Below are 14,478 nucleotides of genomic sequence, written 5' to 3'. Positions count from 1 at the left end.
AATAAATTTAAAAATTGATTCATATTTTAATAATGACATTACTATTCACATCCATATTCTTAATTCTTCCAGTTATCGCTATAGCAGGATATCAGCATTATAAGATTGTTAAGCAACCAGCCTATGATGCCAACAAAACTCTATTGAATTATGAAATAATGGGTTCAGGTGAAACCAAACTTGTTTTGCTACACGGATTGACTGGGTCATTGAATTATTGGAAGCGCAATTTAGAAAGCATTTCAAAAACACATTCTTTACTTCTAATAGACCTTCTTGGTTTTGGTGATTCGCCAAAACCAAGAAGCAATTATTCTCTTTCAATACAAATGCAAGCCGTTGAATTGGTTTTAAACAAGGAAGGATTCAATGATGGAAAAACTTTAATAGGTGGACATTCTATGGGAGCGATAATTTCATTAGCTCTTTTAGAAAAACATCGTCATTGGTTCAAATCAGGCGTTTTTATTAGCATACCTGTTTACAAGGATGCAGATGAGTTTAAGAAAGTTATGTCCACACATTCCTTTGTGGATAGGATTTCAACAAGCAAATTCTCGAAATACATCTGTATGATACATCCCATTTTTATGTCGCGTGCTTTCAAACCCGATAATCTTACTGACGAAGTTTATGAAGACGCAAAAAAACATCATTGGCAGAGCTACTATTTTTCTCTTAAAAGAATCATCTTAAAAACAAATTTATATGCGATGGCAAGGAAAATTAAGGATAAAGACGTGCTTTTTATTCACGGAGAAAAAGATACAACTGCACCTTTAGAAAATGCCTTAAAATTATCGAGGGAATTTAAAAACGCACAAATAATTACTTCATCTGAAGGAGACCATCAGTTCTTTCTAAAAGAAGCAGAATTTGTATGGAAGACCGTCCAAGATTTTTCGGTTTCAGATAAAAAATCACAAAAAACAATATTAAATGAATACTAATAAAATCAAACATATAGGTGTATTTACCTCTGGAGGCGACAGCCCTGGAATGAACGCTGCATTGTATGCTATTGCAAAATCTGCGGAAGTGAATGATATTAAAGTAAGTGGTTTTTTAAAAGGGTATGAAGGTTTGATAGATGGTGATTTGATACCATTCAAATCTCACGAACTAAAAAAAATTACCCAAAAAGGTGGCACTATTCTAAAAACAGCACGAAGCAAACGATTTCTGGAATTAGAGGGTCGTAAAAAAGCCTTACAAACCCTAAAAGCAAACAAAATAGACGCTTTGATTGCCATTGGTGGCGATGGTACTTTTAGGGGGCTTTTGGCTTTTTCAGAAATATGCGACATCCCTTTTATAGGTATTCCGGGGACTATTGACAACGATATTTCAGGGACAGATTATACTCTTGGCTTCGATTCCGCAGTAAATACAGCCATTGAGAATATCGATAAAATAAAGGACACTGCCGAATCTCACAACCGAATATTTATTGTGGAAGTTATGGGAAGGGATTCGGGTTACATTGCCATTCATTCAGGACTTACCACAGGAGCAGATGCCATTTTAATTCCCGAGAGCGGCAAAGACTTTATTTATCTATTAAATAAGGTCAAAAATTACAATAACGAAGAAGCATTTCTTGTCGTGGTTTCGGAAGGAGATGAATTAGGCGCAGAACTGGTCGCGTCAAAAATCAAGGAAATAAATTCGGATGTAGATTTGCGAATAACTAGGCTGGTACACGTGCAGCGAGGAGGCAACCCTTCGGCTTTTGATAGAATGTTGGGAATTAGAATGGGTGTCGCAGCTATAGAATCACTTTTACAAGGTAAAAAGAACGTAATGGTAGGAATTTCACACAATCAATTGCATCTAACCTCTTTTAAAGAGGTGGTTAAGCAACATCAAGTAAATAATGAATTATATGAACTTTTAGAACTATTTGGAAAGTAAGAAATGATTGAAGCCTTTAAAAATATCAACCCATTTATCCTCGGATTACTCATAAGTCTAGGCATTGGCCTTATTCTGGGACTGGAACGTGAATACGATAAACTGAAGGAAGAACAAGGTTTTGCAGGCATAAGAACCTTCCCGATTGTCGCCATTATTGGTTTTATATTAGGCAACCTTTCCACAGCTTATACACCTTGGTTGGTCATTATCATTGCAGGAGCATTTCTTTTGTTTTTGTCCTTGAGCCATCTGTCTATGGTACAAAAACACGTAATGACAGGGATAACCACTAATATGGCATTATTCGCTACGTTGATTTTGGGTGTTATGGTTGCCAATCATTTGCACAAGGAAGCAGTTGCCACCGCAGTAGTGGTCGTTACTTTATTGTCGCTTAAAACTACCTTTCGTTCTTTCATAAAGAATATTACTTCAGCAGAGCTTTTTGCTTTTATTAAATTTTCTATCATAGCGTTGTTGATATTACCATTCCTTCCCAAAGAAAATTATGGACCAGAAGGTTTGTTAAATCCTTTTGAAATCGGCTCTATTGTTGTTATTGTTTCCTTCTTAAATTTCATCGGCTACTTTCTTGTAAAATATGTAGGTTCTAAACGTGGTATTCTGCTCACGGCAATTTTAGGCGGATTGATTTCAAGTACCGCTGTAGCTTGGATATATGCTTCCCGAAGTAAGGAATCGCCAGAACTTTCAAAAGAATATGCCGCTGGTATCATTATAGCTTCTGCCATAATGTTTCCCAGACTTGCGATTCTGGCATATATTTTCAATAGTGCCATACTTTCTTATTTAGTCGTCCCATTTACTATTCTTACCCTTATCTGCCTGATAAGTGCGCTTTTATTCATCAAAAAGAATACAGATGTCCCAAAGACAGACATCAATCTTGGTAATCCACTCAATATTTGGAACGCCCTTGGGTTTGGTGGTATTTATGTGGTCATCCTGTTTGCGGTTTTTTATGGAAATCAATTTTTTGGCGAAAGCGGTTTGTACTATTCAGCCCTAATTGCAGGATTGGCAGATACAGATGCCATTACTATCAGTATGGCAAAATTTGGGTCTTTGGAAGAAAAACTTGCACTGGCAACCAATGTCATCATAACAGCAACCATAAGCAATATGATTGTAAAGTTGGGCATAACCTACTTTAAAGGTTCTAAAAAAACAGGAAAACTTGTACTTATGATTTTTGGAACTGTTGTCATAGTGGGCATAACATATATTTTAATACAGTTAGGAAATTAAAAAAAGTGAAATGAAAACAACCATATTTAGCACACATAAGTTTGAAGAACCCTATCTGTTAAAAGCGAATGATGGCAAGCATCAATTAAAACTGCTTGAGAGTCGTTTGACGGAAGAAACAGCTATTCTCGCAACAGGTTCCAAAACGGTAAGTCTCTTTACAGGTGATGAGGCTTCGGCAAAAGTTCTTGAAAAATTAAGCACGTTAGGCGTAAAAAATATTGCTCTGCGTTCTGCAGGTTTCAATCACGTTGATTTAATAAAAGTAGCTGAATTGGATATGAAGGTAGCCCGTGTTCCTGCCTATTCACCTTATGCCATTGCAGAACACACAATGGCTTTGATACTTGCATTAAACCGCAAACTGATTAAGGCAAACAACAGGGTGCGCGAACACAACTTCTCATTAAACGGACTTACGGGTTTCGACCTAAACGGAAAAACTGTCGGTGTCATAGGAACAGGAAAAATAGGTGCTGTATTGGTAAAAATACTTCACGGTTTTGGCTGCAAAATTCTGGCCCACGATATGACTATCGATAAAAGGCTTGTCAATACATATAACGTCAATTATACTGATTGCAAAAAACTCTGCGAACGGGCAGATATCATAAGTCTGCATATACCTTTAACACCAAACACAAAACATTTGATTGATGCAAAACATATCGCACTTATGAAACCCGGTGTAATGCTCATCAACACAAGTCGTGGTGGTTTGGTGGATACCAAAGCGGTCATACAAGGTCTTAAGACGAAAAAAATAGGGTATTTAGGATTGGATGTCTATGAAGAGGAAGAAGGATTGTTTTTTGAAGACCATTCTGATGACATTTTGCAAGACGATGTGATTGCTCGATTAATGACCTTTAACAATGTTTTAATAACAAGTCATCAAGCCTTTTTAACAGAAACAGCATTGACCAATATTGCTGAAACCACCATATATAATTTAGATTGCTTTGATAAAGAAATCCTTTCTGGGAATGAAATATCTGTCAATTAGTTTAAATAATTAAAACATAAAAAAATGAAAAATATACTTGTACCCACCGATTTCTCTGAAAACTGCACAAAGGCAGCCTATTTAGGCATTAAAATGGCCAAACTATACGATGCAGAGATACATTTTTTACACTTGATGACAACACCTGTAGATTGGGTAAAATTGAGTAAACTCAAAGAAAAGCGCTATCCCGAAACTGTAAAGCAAATTGGTATTGCCAAAGCCAAATTGCGTGCGTTGGAAAAAGAGGCAGAACACGAAGGTCTTAAATGTCGAACTTTTCTACAATTTGATTCAGGACAAAAAGATATTTTAGAACATTCCGGTCACTTTCACCACGATTTCATTATTACTGGAAGTAGCGGCACCAAAGGACTCGTTAGGGAAGTAATAGGCAGTAACGTTGATAAAATTGTAAGAAAGGCAAATGCACCAATTATTGTGGTAAAAGAGGATGAAGTAACGTTTCCGTTTAAGGACATCGTATTCCTTTCAGATTTTAAGGAAGACGTGAGCATACCGTTCAAGGAAGTACTGTCCATTGCAGAAAAATGTGACTCAAAAATTCATTTGTTACGCATAAATACAGAAACGGATTTTAATAGTATAGAACTTGGGCTGAACCCTGTTAAGGAATTTCTTCAAAAGTTCCCTGATTTCAGCAAATATTCAATGAGTGTTTACAACGAACCTTCAGTGGAAGCAGGCATCAATACATTTTTAAATCACCAATCAGCAGATTTGATTGTGATGAGCACACACGGAAAGACAGGATTTTTGAATCTTTTTTCAAAAAGCATTGCCGAGGGCATAACCAATCATTCTGCTCTACCAGTAATGACAATACATATAAAAAAATGAAACATCCAATCAACATAGTAAAATATTCGGGCGATGTGGTAGCCTTTGATGTGGAGAAACTTATCAATTCCTTAAAACGTTCCCAAGCAAGTGAAGAATTGATTGAGCAAATAGTAGCACAAGTTCAAGACCAATTATACGATGGTATTACCACAAAAAAAATCTATCAAATGGCATTTAAAATGCTAAAAGGTAAGTCGAGAGTAAGTGCTTCAAAATACAAACTCAAAAAAGCCCTGATGGAATTAGGTCCTTCTGGCTTCCCATTTGAGAAGTTGGTAGGCAAACTATTGGCGCACGAAGGATTTTCAACACAGGTTGGTGTCATAGTTCAAGGCAATTGCGTTCAGCACGAAGTGGATGTGATAGCCCAAAAAGACAATACCCATTATATGATTGAATGTAAATACCACAGTGACCAAGGTAGGTTTTGCAACGTGAAAATTCCCTTATATATCCACTCAAGATTTTTAGATGTTGAAAAACAATGGGAACGTCAAAAAGGTCACGAAGCCAAGCTTCATAAAGGAGGCGTGTACACCAATACACGATTTACAAGTGATGCGGTGCAATATGGTAAATGCGTAGAGCTACTATTGACAAGTTGGGATTATCCAATTGGTGACGGTTTAAAAGACAGAATAGATAAGTTGGGCCTGCACCCTTTAACCGCATTAACTACCCTAACCAAAGCTGAAAAAACAAAGTTATTAGATGAAGGTATCGTGCTCTGCAAGGAGCTTCACGAAAAACCTGTGTTATTGGAAAAGATAGGAATTGATAAAAAAAGACACAAAAAGATTTTAGAAGATTCAGAAGCACTATGTAAAAGCTCTTGAGAATTAATAATATAAAAGTTCAACAATCTTAAAACAAAAATTATGAAAACAGATGAACTGCAAGAACAGAAAAAAATTGACCTAGAGCCATTTTACCAAGCATTGGAAGATGACCCAAAGCTACTTGAGGAAGCCCTTGAAATATTATTGGGTATGGTAAACTTCGAGCCTAAATCCGTAAAGAAGTTGGCACTCGTAATCAAAGAGGATTCCCGCAATCTATATAACGAAATAGCGGAATTGAGCAAATCAAATCAAGACAAAGGAAGCACACCTTCCTGTTGTGGTGGAAATTAATAAATAACATAAAAATGAAAAATAATAAAATTAACATTCACTTTTTGGGAGCAGCAGGTACAGTTACAGGCTCAAAATATTTAGTGGACACAGGAGAAAAAAAAATATTGATAGACTGCGGACTTTTTCAAGGGTTAAAGGAATTACGCCTTAAAAACTGGGAATATCCACCCGTGGAAGTTTCAGAAATTGATATGGTATTGCTTACCCACGGTCATTTAGACCATACTGGTTATCTACCGCGATTGGTAAAACAAGGATTTAATGGACCTATCTATGGCACCAATCCCACGTTGGATATCGCTAAAATTATTTTGAACGATAGCGGAAAAATACAGGAGCAAGAAGCTGAACGTGCCAATAAGGAAGGCTATTCAAAACATAGTCCTGCAGAACCGCTTTACGATTTAAAGGATGTGGAAAAAACCATTCCGCACTTTAAAGGAATTCCACAATCACAATGGATTCCATTATTTGACGGTATTAGAGCTCGCTTCCAATACAACGGACATATTCTGGGTGCAACCTATATTGAGTTGGATGTGCACGGAAAACGTTTTGTCTTTTCAGGAGACATTGGTAGAACCAATGATTTATTGCTCTATCCACCCCTAAAACCAAAAAAAGTGGATGTACTTTTTATAGAATCTACTTATGGTGGAAGGCTTCATCCTGACGAAGTGGAAGCACTTCCGCAAATTGAAAAATTGGTCAACGACACCATTAATAGAGGGGGCAGTCTATTTGTCCCAAGCTTTTCGGTAGAACGTGCCCAGCTAATGATGCTCATCTTTTGGAAATTATTGAAAGAAAAGAAAATTCCAAAAGTACAAATGATAATGGATAGTCCGATGGGTGCCAACGTATTGGAATTGTTTCATAGAACTCGTGATTGGCACAGACTGGAGGACAATGAATGTGATGAAATGTGTTCTCACTTTACGGTCGTAAGCAGTTATCGTGAAACAATGGAATTAAGAACAGACAACAAACCAAAAATCGTGATTGCTGGAAGTGGAATGCTTACAGGTGGAAGAATGCTCAACTATCTCGAAACCCAAGCGCAAAACCCAAATAACACCTTGCTTTTTGTAGGCTATCAAGCTGAAGGCACTCGTGGCAGAAAATTATTGGAAGGCGAAAAAGAATTAAAAGTGTATGGAAAAACGGTATCCTTTCAAATGGAAGTAGCCGAAATCCAAGGTCTCTCGGCACACGCAGACCACGCTGAACTTATAGATTGGATGAGCAAAATAAAAAATAAACCAGCCCGAATTTTTATTGTGCACGGAGAAAAAGAAGGTGCCGAAGCACTTCAAAAAGGAATAAAGGAAACCTATGGGTGGGATGCGGAAATCCCGCAACTCTACAACATTGAAGAAATAGAATAGCTTTTGGAAAAATTAAAAATTATGGAACAACACTCAAACATATTAAAATATAAGCATCTCGGAATCTATACACAAAACGAGAATGTAGTGTATATGCGTGAAGATTGCCACGTCTGTGTTTCCGAAGGGTTTGAGGCACTTACCCGAATAAGGATATCCAATGTAACCACATCAATCGTAGCAAGCCTTAATGTTTTAAATTCAGATATTCTGTCACCAAATGAAATAGGGCTATCTGATGCTGCTGCGAAAAAACTGAATGTTTCAGAAAATGATACCTTGTACGTTTCACATTTGGAACCTATTGAATCGTTAAGCCACGTCAGAGCGAAAATCTATAATCAAAAACTGGACTATTCAGCATTCAATGAAATCATAACTGATATTGTTGAAGGCGACTATTCAAACATCCACCTTTCAGCATTTATTACGGCCTGTGCAGGTGACCGATTGGATATTGATGAGATATCCGACCTTACCAAAGCAATGATAGCTTCTGGAAAGCAGTTGGATTGGAACAAAGAAATCGTAGTCGATAAGCATTGCATTGGCGGATTACCTGGCAATAGAACCACACCATTAGTGGTTGCCATTGTGGCTGCTTACGGGCTTACGATGCCAAAAACATCATCGAGAGCTATCACTTCGCCAGCAGGCACAGCTGATACTATGGAAGTAATGACCAATGTTACCCTTTCATTAGAAGAAATAAAAACCGTGGTTGAAAAAGAAGGAGGCTGCATTGTTTGGGGCGGTACAGCGCAATTGAGTCCTGCGGACGATATTCTTATTAAAATTGAAAAAGCCTTGGATATTGACAGCGAAGGCCAGCTAATCGCTTCGGTACTTTCAAAAAAAGCTGCGGCAGGCTCAACGCACGTCGTCATTGATATTCCCGTGGGAGAAACCGCCAAGGTACGTAGTACAGAAATGGCTCAAAAACTAAAAAACCATATGGAAACCGTTGGAACGGCTGTTGGGTTGAATGTAAAAGTTGTTATAACAGATGGCACACAGCCTGTCGGAAGAGGTATTGGTCCTGCTTTAGAAGCCATCGATATATTGAAAGTTTTAAAAAACGAAGCTGATGCACCAAATGACCTAAAGGAAAGGGCTTTGACTTTAGCTTCTGAACTATTTGAGCTTTCTGGGAAAGTAGAAAAAGGGAAAGGATTAGTAACCGCAAATCAACTTCTCAAATCTGGAAAAGCTTATGAAAAATTTGTGGCCATTTGCAAAGCACAAGGTCGCTTTTCAAAACCTGTTTTAGCACCTTATAAAATCGAAATTAAAGCCGAAAAGTCAGGAGTTTTAAAAAGAATTGATAACCGAAAGATTGCAAAACTCGCCAAGCTTTCGGGGGCACCAAACTCAAAGTCGGCAGGGATTCTTTTAAATGTCCATTTAGACGAAAAAATTGAAATAGACCAATTGTTATATACAATATATGCAGAATCTCAAGGCGAACTTAATTATGCTTTGGAATATAAAAATAACCACGACAACATCATAACCATAATTTAAAAACTATGAAAACAATATTATTCAGCCTTCCCGGAAATGAAGAACTCACAGAGCTTTTGGCAAAAAAGATGGATGCAGAAATAGGAAAAGCAACCTTACGCAAGTTTCCAGATGGGGAATCGTACACACGTATATTATCTGATGTTAAAGACAAATGTGTAGTACTGGTATGCACCTTGCACCAACCAGACGAAAAACTGTTACCACTCTACTTTTTAAGCCACACAGCCAAATCATTGGGAGCAATGTGCACCTGTTTAGTCGCACCATATCTCGCATATATGCGTCAGGACAAAATATTCAATGCAGGCGAAGGTGTTACTTCTGGTTTCTTCGGAAAACTGATTTCAGGTTTTGCCGATAGCATTACCACTGTTGACCCGCACTTACATAGAATTAGCTCCTTGGGCGAAGTATATAAAATCCCAAATAAGGTCATTCACGCTGCCGATGCTATTTCAGATTGGATAAAAGAAAACATAGAAAACCCTGTACTTATAGGTCCAGATTCTGAAAGTGAACAATGGGTTTCCGAAGTTGCTAAAAAAGCAGGAGCACCATTTACGGTATTGCAAAAAGTGCGTCACGGCGACCGTGATGTGGAGGTTTCTGTCCCAGATGTGGAAAAATACAAGAATGCCACACCTATTTTGGTAGATGATATTATTTCCACAGCGCGAACAATGATTGAAACCGTACAACATTTGAAAAAAGCAGGAATGAAACCACCTATATGTGTGGGTATTCACGCAGTTTTTTCAGGAAATGCCTATCAAGATTTATTGGATTCCGGGGTGGAAAAAATAGTGACTTGCAATACCATCCCGCATCCTTCAAATGGTATTGATTTAAGCGATATAATGGCAAAAGAAGTTACGAAATTAATGCATCATATATGAGAAAAAAAGGCTTCATATTACTATTCATCTTATTCAATATTACAATGAATGGACAAACTGAAATGCTCATTGGGCAGATTTCAGGAAGATTTGTCATTCGGGAGAATTTTGATGAAAAAGGTGCTTTTCTCAACAAACAAACTTTTGAAGCTGGTAAAACAATGGAGAAAAATGGATATTTTGAAATTGAGGTAATCACAGAATTATTTGACAAAGACAAAAAATCCACCGATAAATATACAACGACCTATCGATGTAAGCCAGATGAAGCCAGTGTAATGGTAATGGCGTTTCCGTTTTCAAACCCAAAATCAAAAGAAACCGAAATCAATACCATTTCTGCAAATTTTAAAGAGTTGTATGACTTGGAAAACTTGGAAGATATAGAACTTGAAATGAGTTTTGATTCGGGCTTATTAAATTTTTTCGGTTCAAAAAGCACGATAAAGATTTACGACCGAAAATTAGATAGTAACAAAAAAAAAATTAATTCAAAAATCAACATTAAGGCCTATGCTTTGGGAATTCGCATTAAGCAACTCGATTATAATGTTTACGAAAAATTAAATGGAAACGGTTTATTGACCTTTCAGAAATTTACCGAAGAAGATAACAGTTATTTCACAATGACTTATAACTAAAAACAAATGAAAAATTACGATACACTATCAGAAGCTATTAACGATTTACAGGCAAGTGAATATCCTTATGATTTTAACTTAAAACCTGAATGCCTGGAATGTGCGTCACTAAAAATTGAGATTCATCCAGAGGATTTCAAAGTAGATAAAACCTATCGTTTTGAAGGTATGAGCAGTACCGATGATAATAGCATTCTATACGCCATTTCATCCAAAAATGGAATAAAGGGTCTTTTGGTGGATGCCTACGGCGTATATGCCGAAAACATTTCAGAAGCAATGCGGAAAAAATTACGATAACACTTAAATAGAACAATATGGACAAGGACAAAAATCACAAGGACAAAAAAATGGACCATTCGAAGATGGACCATTCTAAAATGAATGAAGATAACATCGACCATTCAAAAATGGAAGACCCAAAATCGGACGACCATAGCAAGATGGACCACAGTAAAATGGACCATTCAAAGATGAAACACGACCACGGAAGCATACCAATGGGTATGGCAGGCCACGACCATCATAAGATGATGATTGCCGATTTTAGGAAACGGTTTTGGGTAACCCTTGTACTTACTATTCCCATACTGTTCTTCTCGCCGATGATTCAGGACTTTTTTGGATATGAGTTTTTGCTTCCCGGAAACCAATATATCCTTTTTGCACTTTCATCCGTAGTTTATTTTTACGGTGGTTGGCCATTTTTAACAGGATTTTGGTCTGAAGTAAAAAAAGGTGCACCAGGAATGATGACCTTAATAGCAATGGCCATTAGTGTGGCCTATTTTTATAGTTCCGCAACAGTCTTCGGATTGCAGGGTGTCGATTTTTTCTGGGAACTAGCAACTCTAATCGCTATTATGCTTGTGGGCCATTGGATAGAAATGAAAAGTGTCTTGGGTGCCTCAAAAGCCTTACAGCTTCTAGTAAGTATGATGCCTGCCGAAGCTCACAGAGTAAAAGGCGATACAATTGAAGATATTTCATTGGAAGATTTATTGAAAGATGATGTGATATTGGTAAAGCCCGGCGAGAAAGTTCCTGCCGATGGTATCATAATCGAAGGGTCTAGTTATCTGAACGAATCTATGTTAACTGGAGAATCAAAACCAGTAAAAAAAGAAGAAAAGGATAAAGTAATTGGAGGTTCTGTAAACGGCAATGGCAGCATAAAGGTAAAAGTGGAACATACAGGAAAAGACAGTTATCTCAACAAGGTTATCACAATGGTTGAGGAAGCACAAAAGACCAAGTCCAAAATGCAAAATCTATCGGATAGAGCAGCAAAGTGGTTGACTTATATTGCCTTGTCTATAGGATTTGGTACGTTGGCAGTTTGGTTAATTCTAGGGTTCCCTTTCGTTTATGCATTAGAAAGAATGGTTACCGTTATGGTCATCGCTTGTCCACACGCACTTGGCCTTGCCATTCCACTTGTAGTTGCGATTTCTACCGCAGTATCTGCTCAAAATGGGCTATTGATTCGTAATAGAACCGCATTTGAGGAATCACGCAAAATATCCACTCTGCTCTTTGACAAAACAGGAACATTGACTAAAGGGGATTTTGGCGTTACCCGAATTGAATCGGTAGATAAAAAATATTCTTCAGATGAAGTATTAAGACTGGCAAGTGCCTTGGAACAAAGCTCGGAACATCCTATTGCCGTGGGAATTATTAAAAAAGTGAAAGAAGACAAGGTTGCTATTCCCAATCCTGAAAACTTTAATGCGATTACAGGTAAAGGTGTAGAGGCAAACGTAGAAGGCAAGCAGGTGAAAGTAGTGAGTCCGGGCTATTTAAGGGATGAAAAAATTACCATTCCTGAAGATGCTTATAGTGACGCCGCTGAAACGGTTGTATTTGTATTAATTGAAGGTGCTTTAGCAGGATACATTGCTCTTGCTGATGAAATAAGACTTGAATCTGCCGAAGCCATAAGGGTCTTTAAAGAAAACAACATAAAAGTCTTGATGGCAACTGGCGATAACGAAAAAACCGCCAAAGCCGTAAGCGATAAACTTGGATTGGATGGATATTATGCCGAAGTATTGCCACACCAAAAAGTGGAAATCGTAAAAGAATTGCAAGGTAAAGGAGAATTTGTGGCTATGACGGGAGATGGCGTTAATGATGCACCTGCTTTGGCACAAGCAAACGTGGGTATTGCCGTAGGTTCGGGAACCGATGTGGCAGCAGAAACAGCAGACATTATTTTGGTAAACAGTAATCCACAGGATATTGCGAACTTAATTTTATTTGGAAAGGCTACCTACAATAAAATGATTCAGAACTTAATATGGGCAACGGGTTATAACGTGGTTGCAATACCATTAGCCGCTGGAGTTCTGTATTCTTCAGGATTTGTTTTAGGACCTGCGGTAGGAGCTGTATTTATGAGTTTGAGTACAATTATAGTGGCCATTAATGCGCAATTATTAAAGCGAAAAATCGGTAAAAAATAAATGGAAAGAAAAGAAAAACTCAACAGGGTATTTTTAATTCTGTTGAGTTTATTTGTAGTGATGTTGGGCTATGGTATATTATTGCCCACCCTTCCTTACTATACCGAAAGGCTAGCAATAAAGGGCAATCTCGACACCGACCTTATCAACTTCCATATTGGATTGCTTACGAGCATCTATCCATTTTTTCAGTTACTATTCGTAGTGGTTTGGGGAAAGCTTTCAGATAAATATGGTCGAAAACCTATAATCATTTGTGGACTAATCGGTTTTGTAATTATGCAATTGCTCACTGGTCTTGCCACGTCTCTAACAATGCTTTATGTTGCTCGAATTTTTGGTGGTATTTTCACATCAGCAGTTATTCCAGTTAGCAACGCATATTTAAGCGACATTACTTCTGAAAAACGGAGAACAAAAATAATGGCCTGGTCAGGCGTTGCCATTAGCTCTGGGGTTATTTTTGGCCCAGTCATTGGTGGCTTTCTATCCCAAACTGATATTCATATAAAATATTCTATAGGTCTGCTACATTTAGACCGATTTTCAGTGCCCTTTTTATTCGTTGCCCTATTAGGATTGATTGTGTTATTCGTTGTGATGAAATGGCTAAAAAACACCGCTCGTGTACATAGGTTAATGACACAAAAAGTGAGCTTGCGATTCACATTTACCAAATATTTTATTGTATTACTCATACTATCCTTTGTAGCCCAATTTGTTGTGACCTTGTTTGAAACTGTTTTTTCAATCTATGGAAAAGATGAATTAGGGTTTAACAGCAAACAGTTGGGTTTAGGTTTTATGCTGTGTGGTTCTGTGATGGCCGTTTTACAGCCTGTATTTGCTAGTTATGGTGAGAAGTTTTTATCGCCTAAAAAGCAAATTGCCATTGGGTTCCTAATAGCCGGAGTATCCTTGATTGCTTTTCCTTTTTTTACAAGTGAATTCTTGGTATATGGATTAATCATTATGTTTGCTGCTGGTGGTGCTTTGGTAACGCCAAACTTGTTATCAGCAGTATCATTGACATCTAAAGAAAATACAGGTAGAAATATATCCATACAAAGCTCAACAGGTAGCGTAGGTCAGATTTTAGGCCCTGTTGTAGGAACGTGGTTAGTAGCAGGTGGGTTTTATTACCCTTTTATCATTGCTGGATTGGTTGCTTTGGTTTCAATGGGATTTGTTCTACCCTTAATGAAAATAAAAGATAAAACGTAGTAAATAACTAAAAATGGTATGATAAATTTTTAGGTGACAATTCTAAATTCATAAAAATAAATTTGCAAATTTTAGATAATCAAAAACTTCTGCTAACTTTATAAAGGAAAATCTAACTTTTGCGAAAACTTAAAAAAACTAT

The 14,478-nt window shown here is 37.4% G+C and carries 14 protein-coding genes; all 14 read left to right on the top strand.

Features of this window, described 5'->3' with window-relative positions:
- Positions 1-14 precede the first annotated feature (14 nt).
- From JK629_RS07210 to JK629_RS07145, 14 genes are read left to right on the top strand one after another with little or no spacing between them, the layout of a single operon-like run.
- The gene (locus JK629_RS07210) at positions 15-950 is read left to right on the top strand and encodes an alpha/beta fold hydrolase (RefSeq protein ID WP_225626180.1); all 936 of its coding nucleotides are present in this window, start codon (positions 15-17) and stop codon (positions 948-950) included.
- Positions 940-1,914, top strand: a complete 975-nt coding sequence (locus JK629_RS07205) for an ATP-dependent 6-phosphofructokinase (protein ID WP_202337888.1) — start codon at positions 940-942, stop codon at positions 1,912-1,914. Before JK629_RS07210 ends, JK629_RS07205 begins: the two co-directional genes overlap by 11 nt.
- A gap of 3 nt (positions 1,915-1,917) precedes the next feature.
- Positions 1,918-3,186, top strand: coding sequence for an MgtC/SapB family protein (locus JK629_RS07200; protein ID WP_154192181.1), 1,269 nt, complete (start codon positions 1,918-1,920; stop codon positions 3,184-3,186).
- A gap of 10 nt (positions 3,187-3,196) precedes the next feature.
- Positions 3,197-4,192, top strand: a complete 996-nt coding sequence (locus JK629_RS07195) for a 2-hydroxyacid dehydrogenase (RefSeq protein WP_154192183.1) — start codon at positions 3,197-3,199, stop codon at positions 4,190-4,192.
- A gap of 24 nt (positions 4,193-4,216) precedes the next feature.
- On the top strand, positions 4,217-5,053 hold the full coding sequence (locus JK629_RS07190) for a universal stress protein (protein WP_202337887.1): 837 nt from the start codon (positions 4,217-4,219) through the stop codon (positions 5,051-5,053).
- Positions 5,050-5,892: an ATP cone domain-containing protein gene (locus JK629_RS07185; RefSeq protein WP_202337886.1), complete on the top strand. Its 843-nt coding sequence runs from the start codon at positions 5,050-5,052 to the stop codon at positions 5,890-5,892. The genes JK629_RS07190 and JK629_RS07185 overlap by 4 nt, the downstream gene beginning before the upstream one ends.
- A 42-nt stretch (positions 5,893-5,934) precedes the next feature.
- Entirely contained in the window at positions 5,935-6,189 is a 255-nt protein-coding gene (locus JK629_RS07180) for a hypothetical protein (protein WP_202337885.1), read from the top strand.
- A 14-nt stretch (positions 6,190-6,203) separates the two neighbouring features.
- Positions 6,204-7,580, top strand: a complete 1,377-nt coding sequence (locus JK629_RS07175) for an MBL fold metallo-hydrolase RNA specificity domain-containing protein (protein WP_202337884.1) — start codon at positions 6,204-6,206, stop codon at positions 7,578-7,580.
- A 21-nt stretch (positions 7,581-7,601) separates the two neighbouring features.
- Entirely contained in the window at positions 7,602-9,104 is a 1,503-nt protein-coding gene (locus JK629_RS07170; RefSeq protein ID WP_202337883.1) for a thymidine phosphorylase family protein, read from the top strand.
- 5 nt (positions 9,105-9,109) lie between these two features.
- The gene (locus JK629_RS07165; RefSeq protein WP_202337882.1) at positions 9,110-10,003 is read left to right on the top strand and encodes a ribose-phosphate pyrophosphokinase; all 894 of its coding nucleotides are present in this window, start codon (positions 9,110-9,112) and stop codon (positions 10,001-10,003) included.
- Positions 10,000-10,644, top strand: a complete 645-nt coding sequence (locus tag JK629_RS07160) for a hypothetical protein (protein ID WP_202337881.1) — start codon at positions 10,000-10,002, stop codon at positions 10,642-10,644. Before JK629_RS07165 ends, JK629_RS07160 begins: the two co-directional genes overlap by 4 nt.
- Positions 10,645-10,650: 6 nt before the next feature.
- On the top strand, positions 10,651-10,944 hold the full coding sequence (locus JK629_RS07155) for a phosphoribosylpyrophosphate synthetase (RefSeq protein ID WP_202337880.1): 294 nt from the start codon (positions 10,651-10,653) through the stop codon (positions 10,942-10,944).
- Between the two features lie 17 nt (positions 10,945-10,961).
- Complete coding sequence (locus JK629_RS07150; protein ID WP_202337879.1) at positions 10,962-13,112, top strand: copper-translocating P-type ATPase; 2,151 nt, start codon at positions 10,962-10,964, stop codon at positions 13,110-13,112.
- Entirely contained in the window at positions 13,113-14,336 is a 1,224-nt protein-coding gene (locus JK629_RS07145; protein ID WP_154192192.1) for an MFS transporter, read from the top strand.
- The last annotated feature ends 142 nt before the right edge of the window (positions 14,337-14,478 follow it).

This window comes from Aequorivita iocasae, from assembly GCF_016757735.1.
Classification (GTDB): Bacteria; Bacteroidota; Bacteroidia; order Flavobacteriales; family Flavobacteriaceae; genus Aequorivita; species Aequorivita iocasae.
This window is presented reverse-complemented; position numbering and strand designations above follow the sequence as displayed.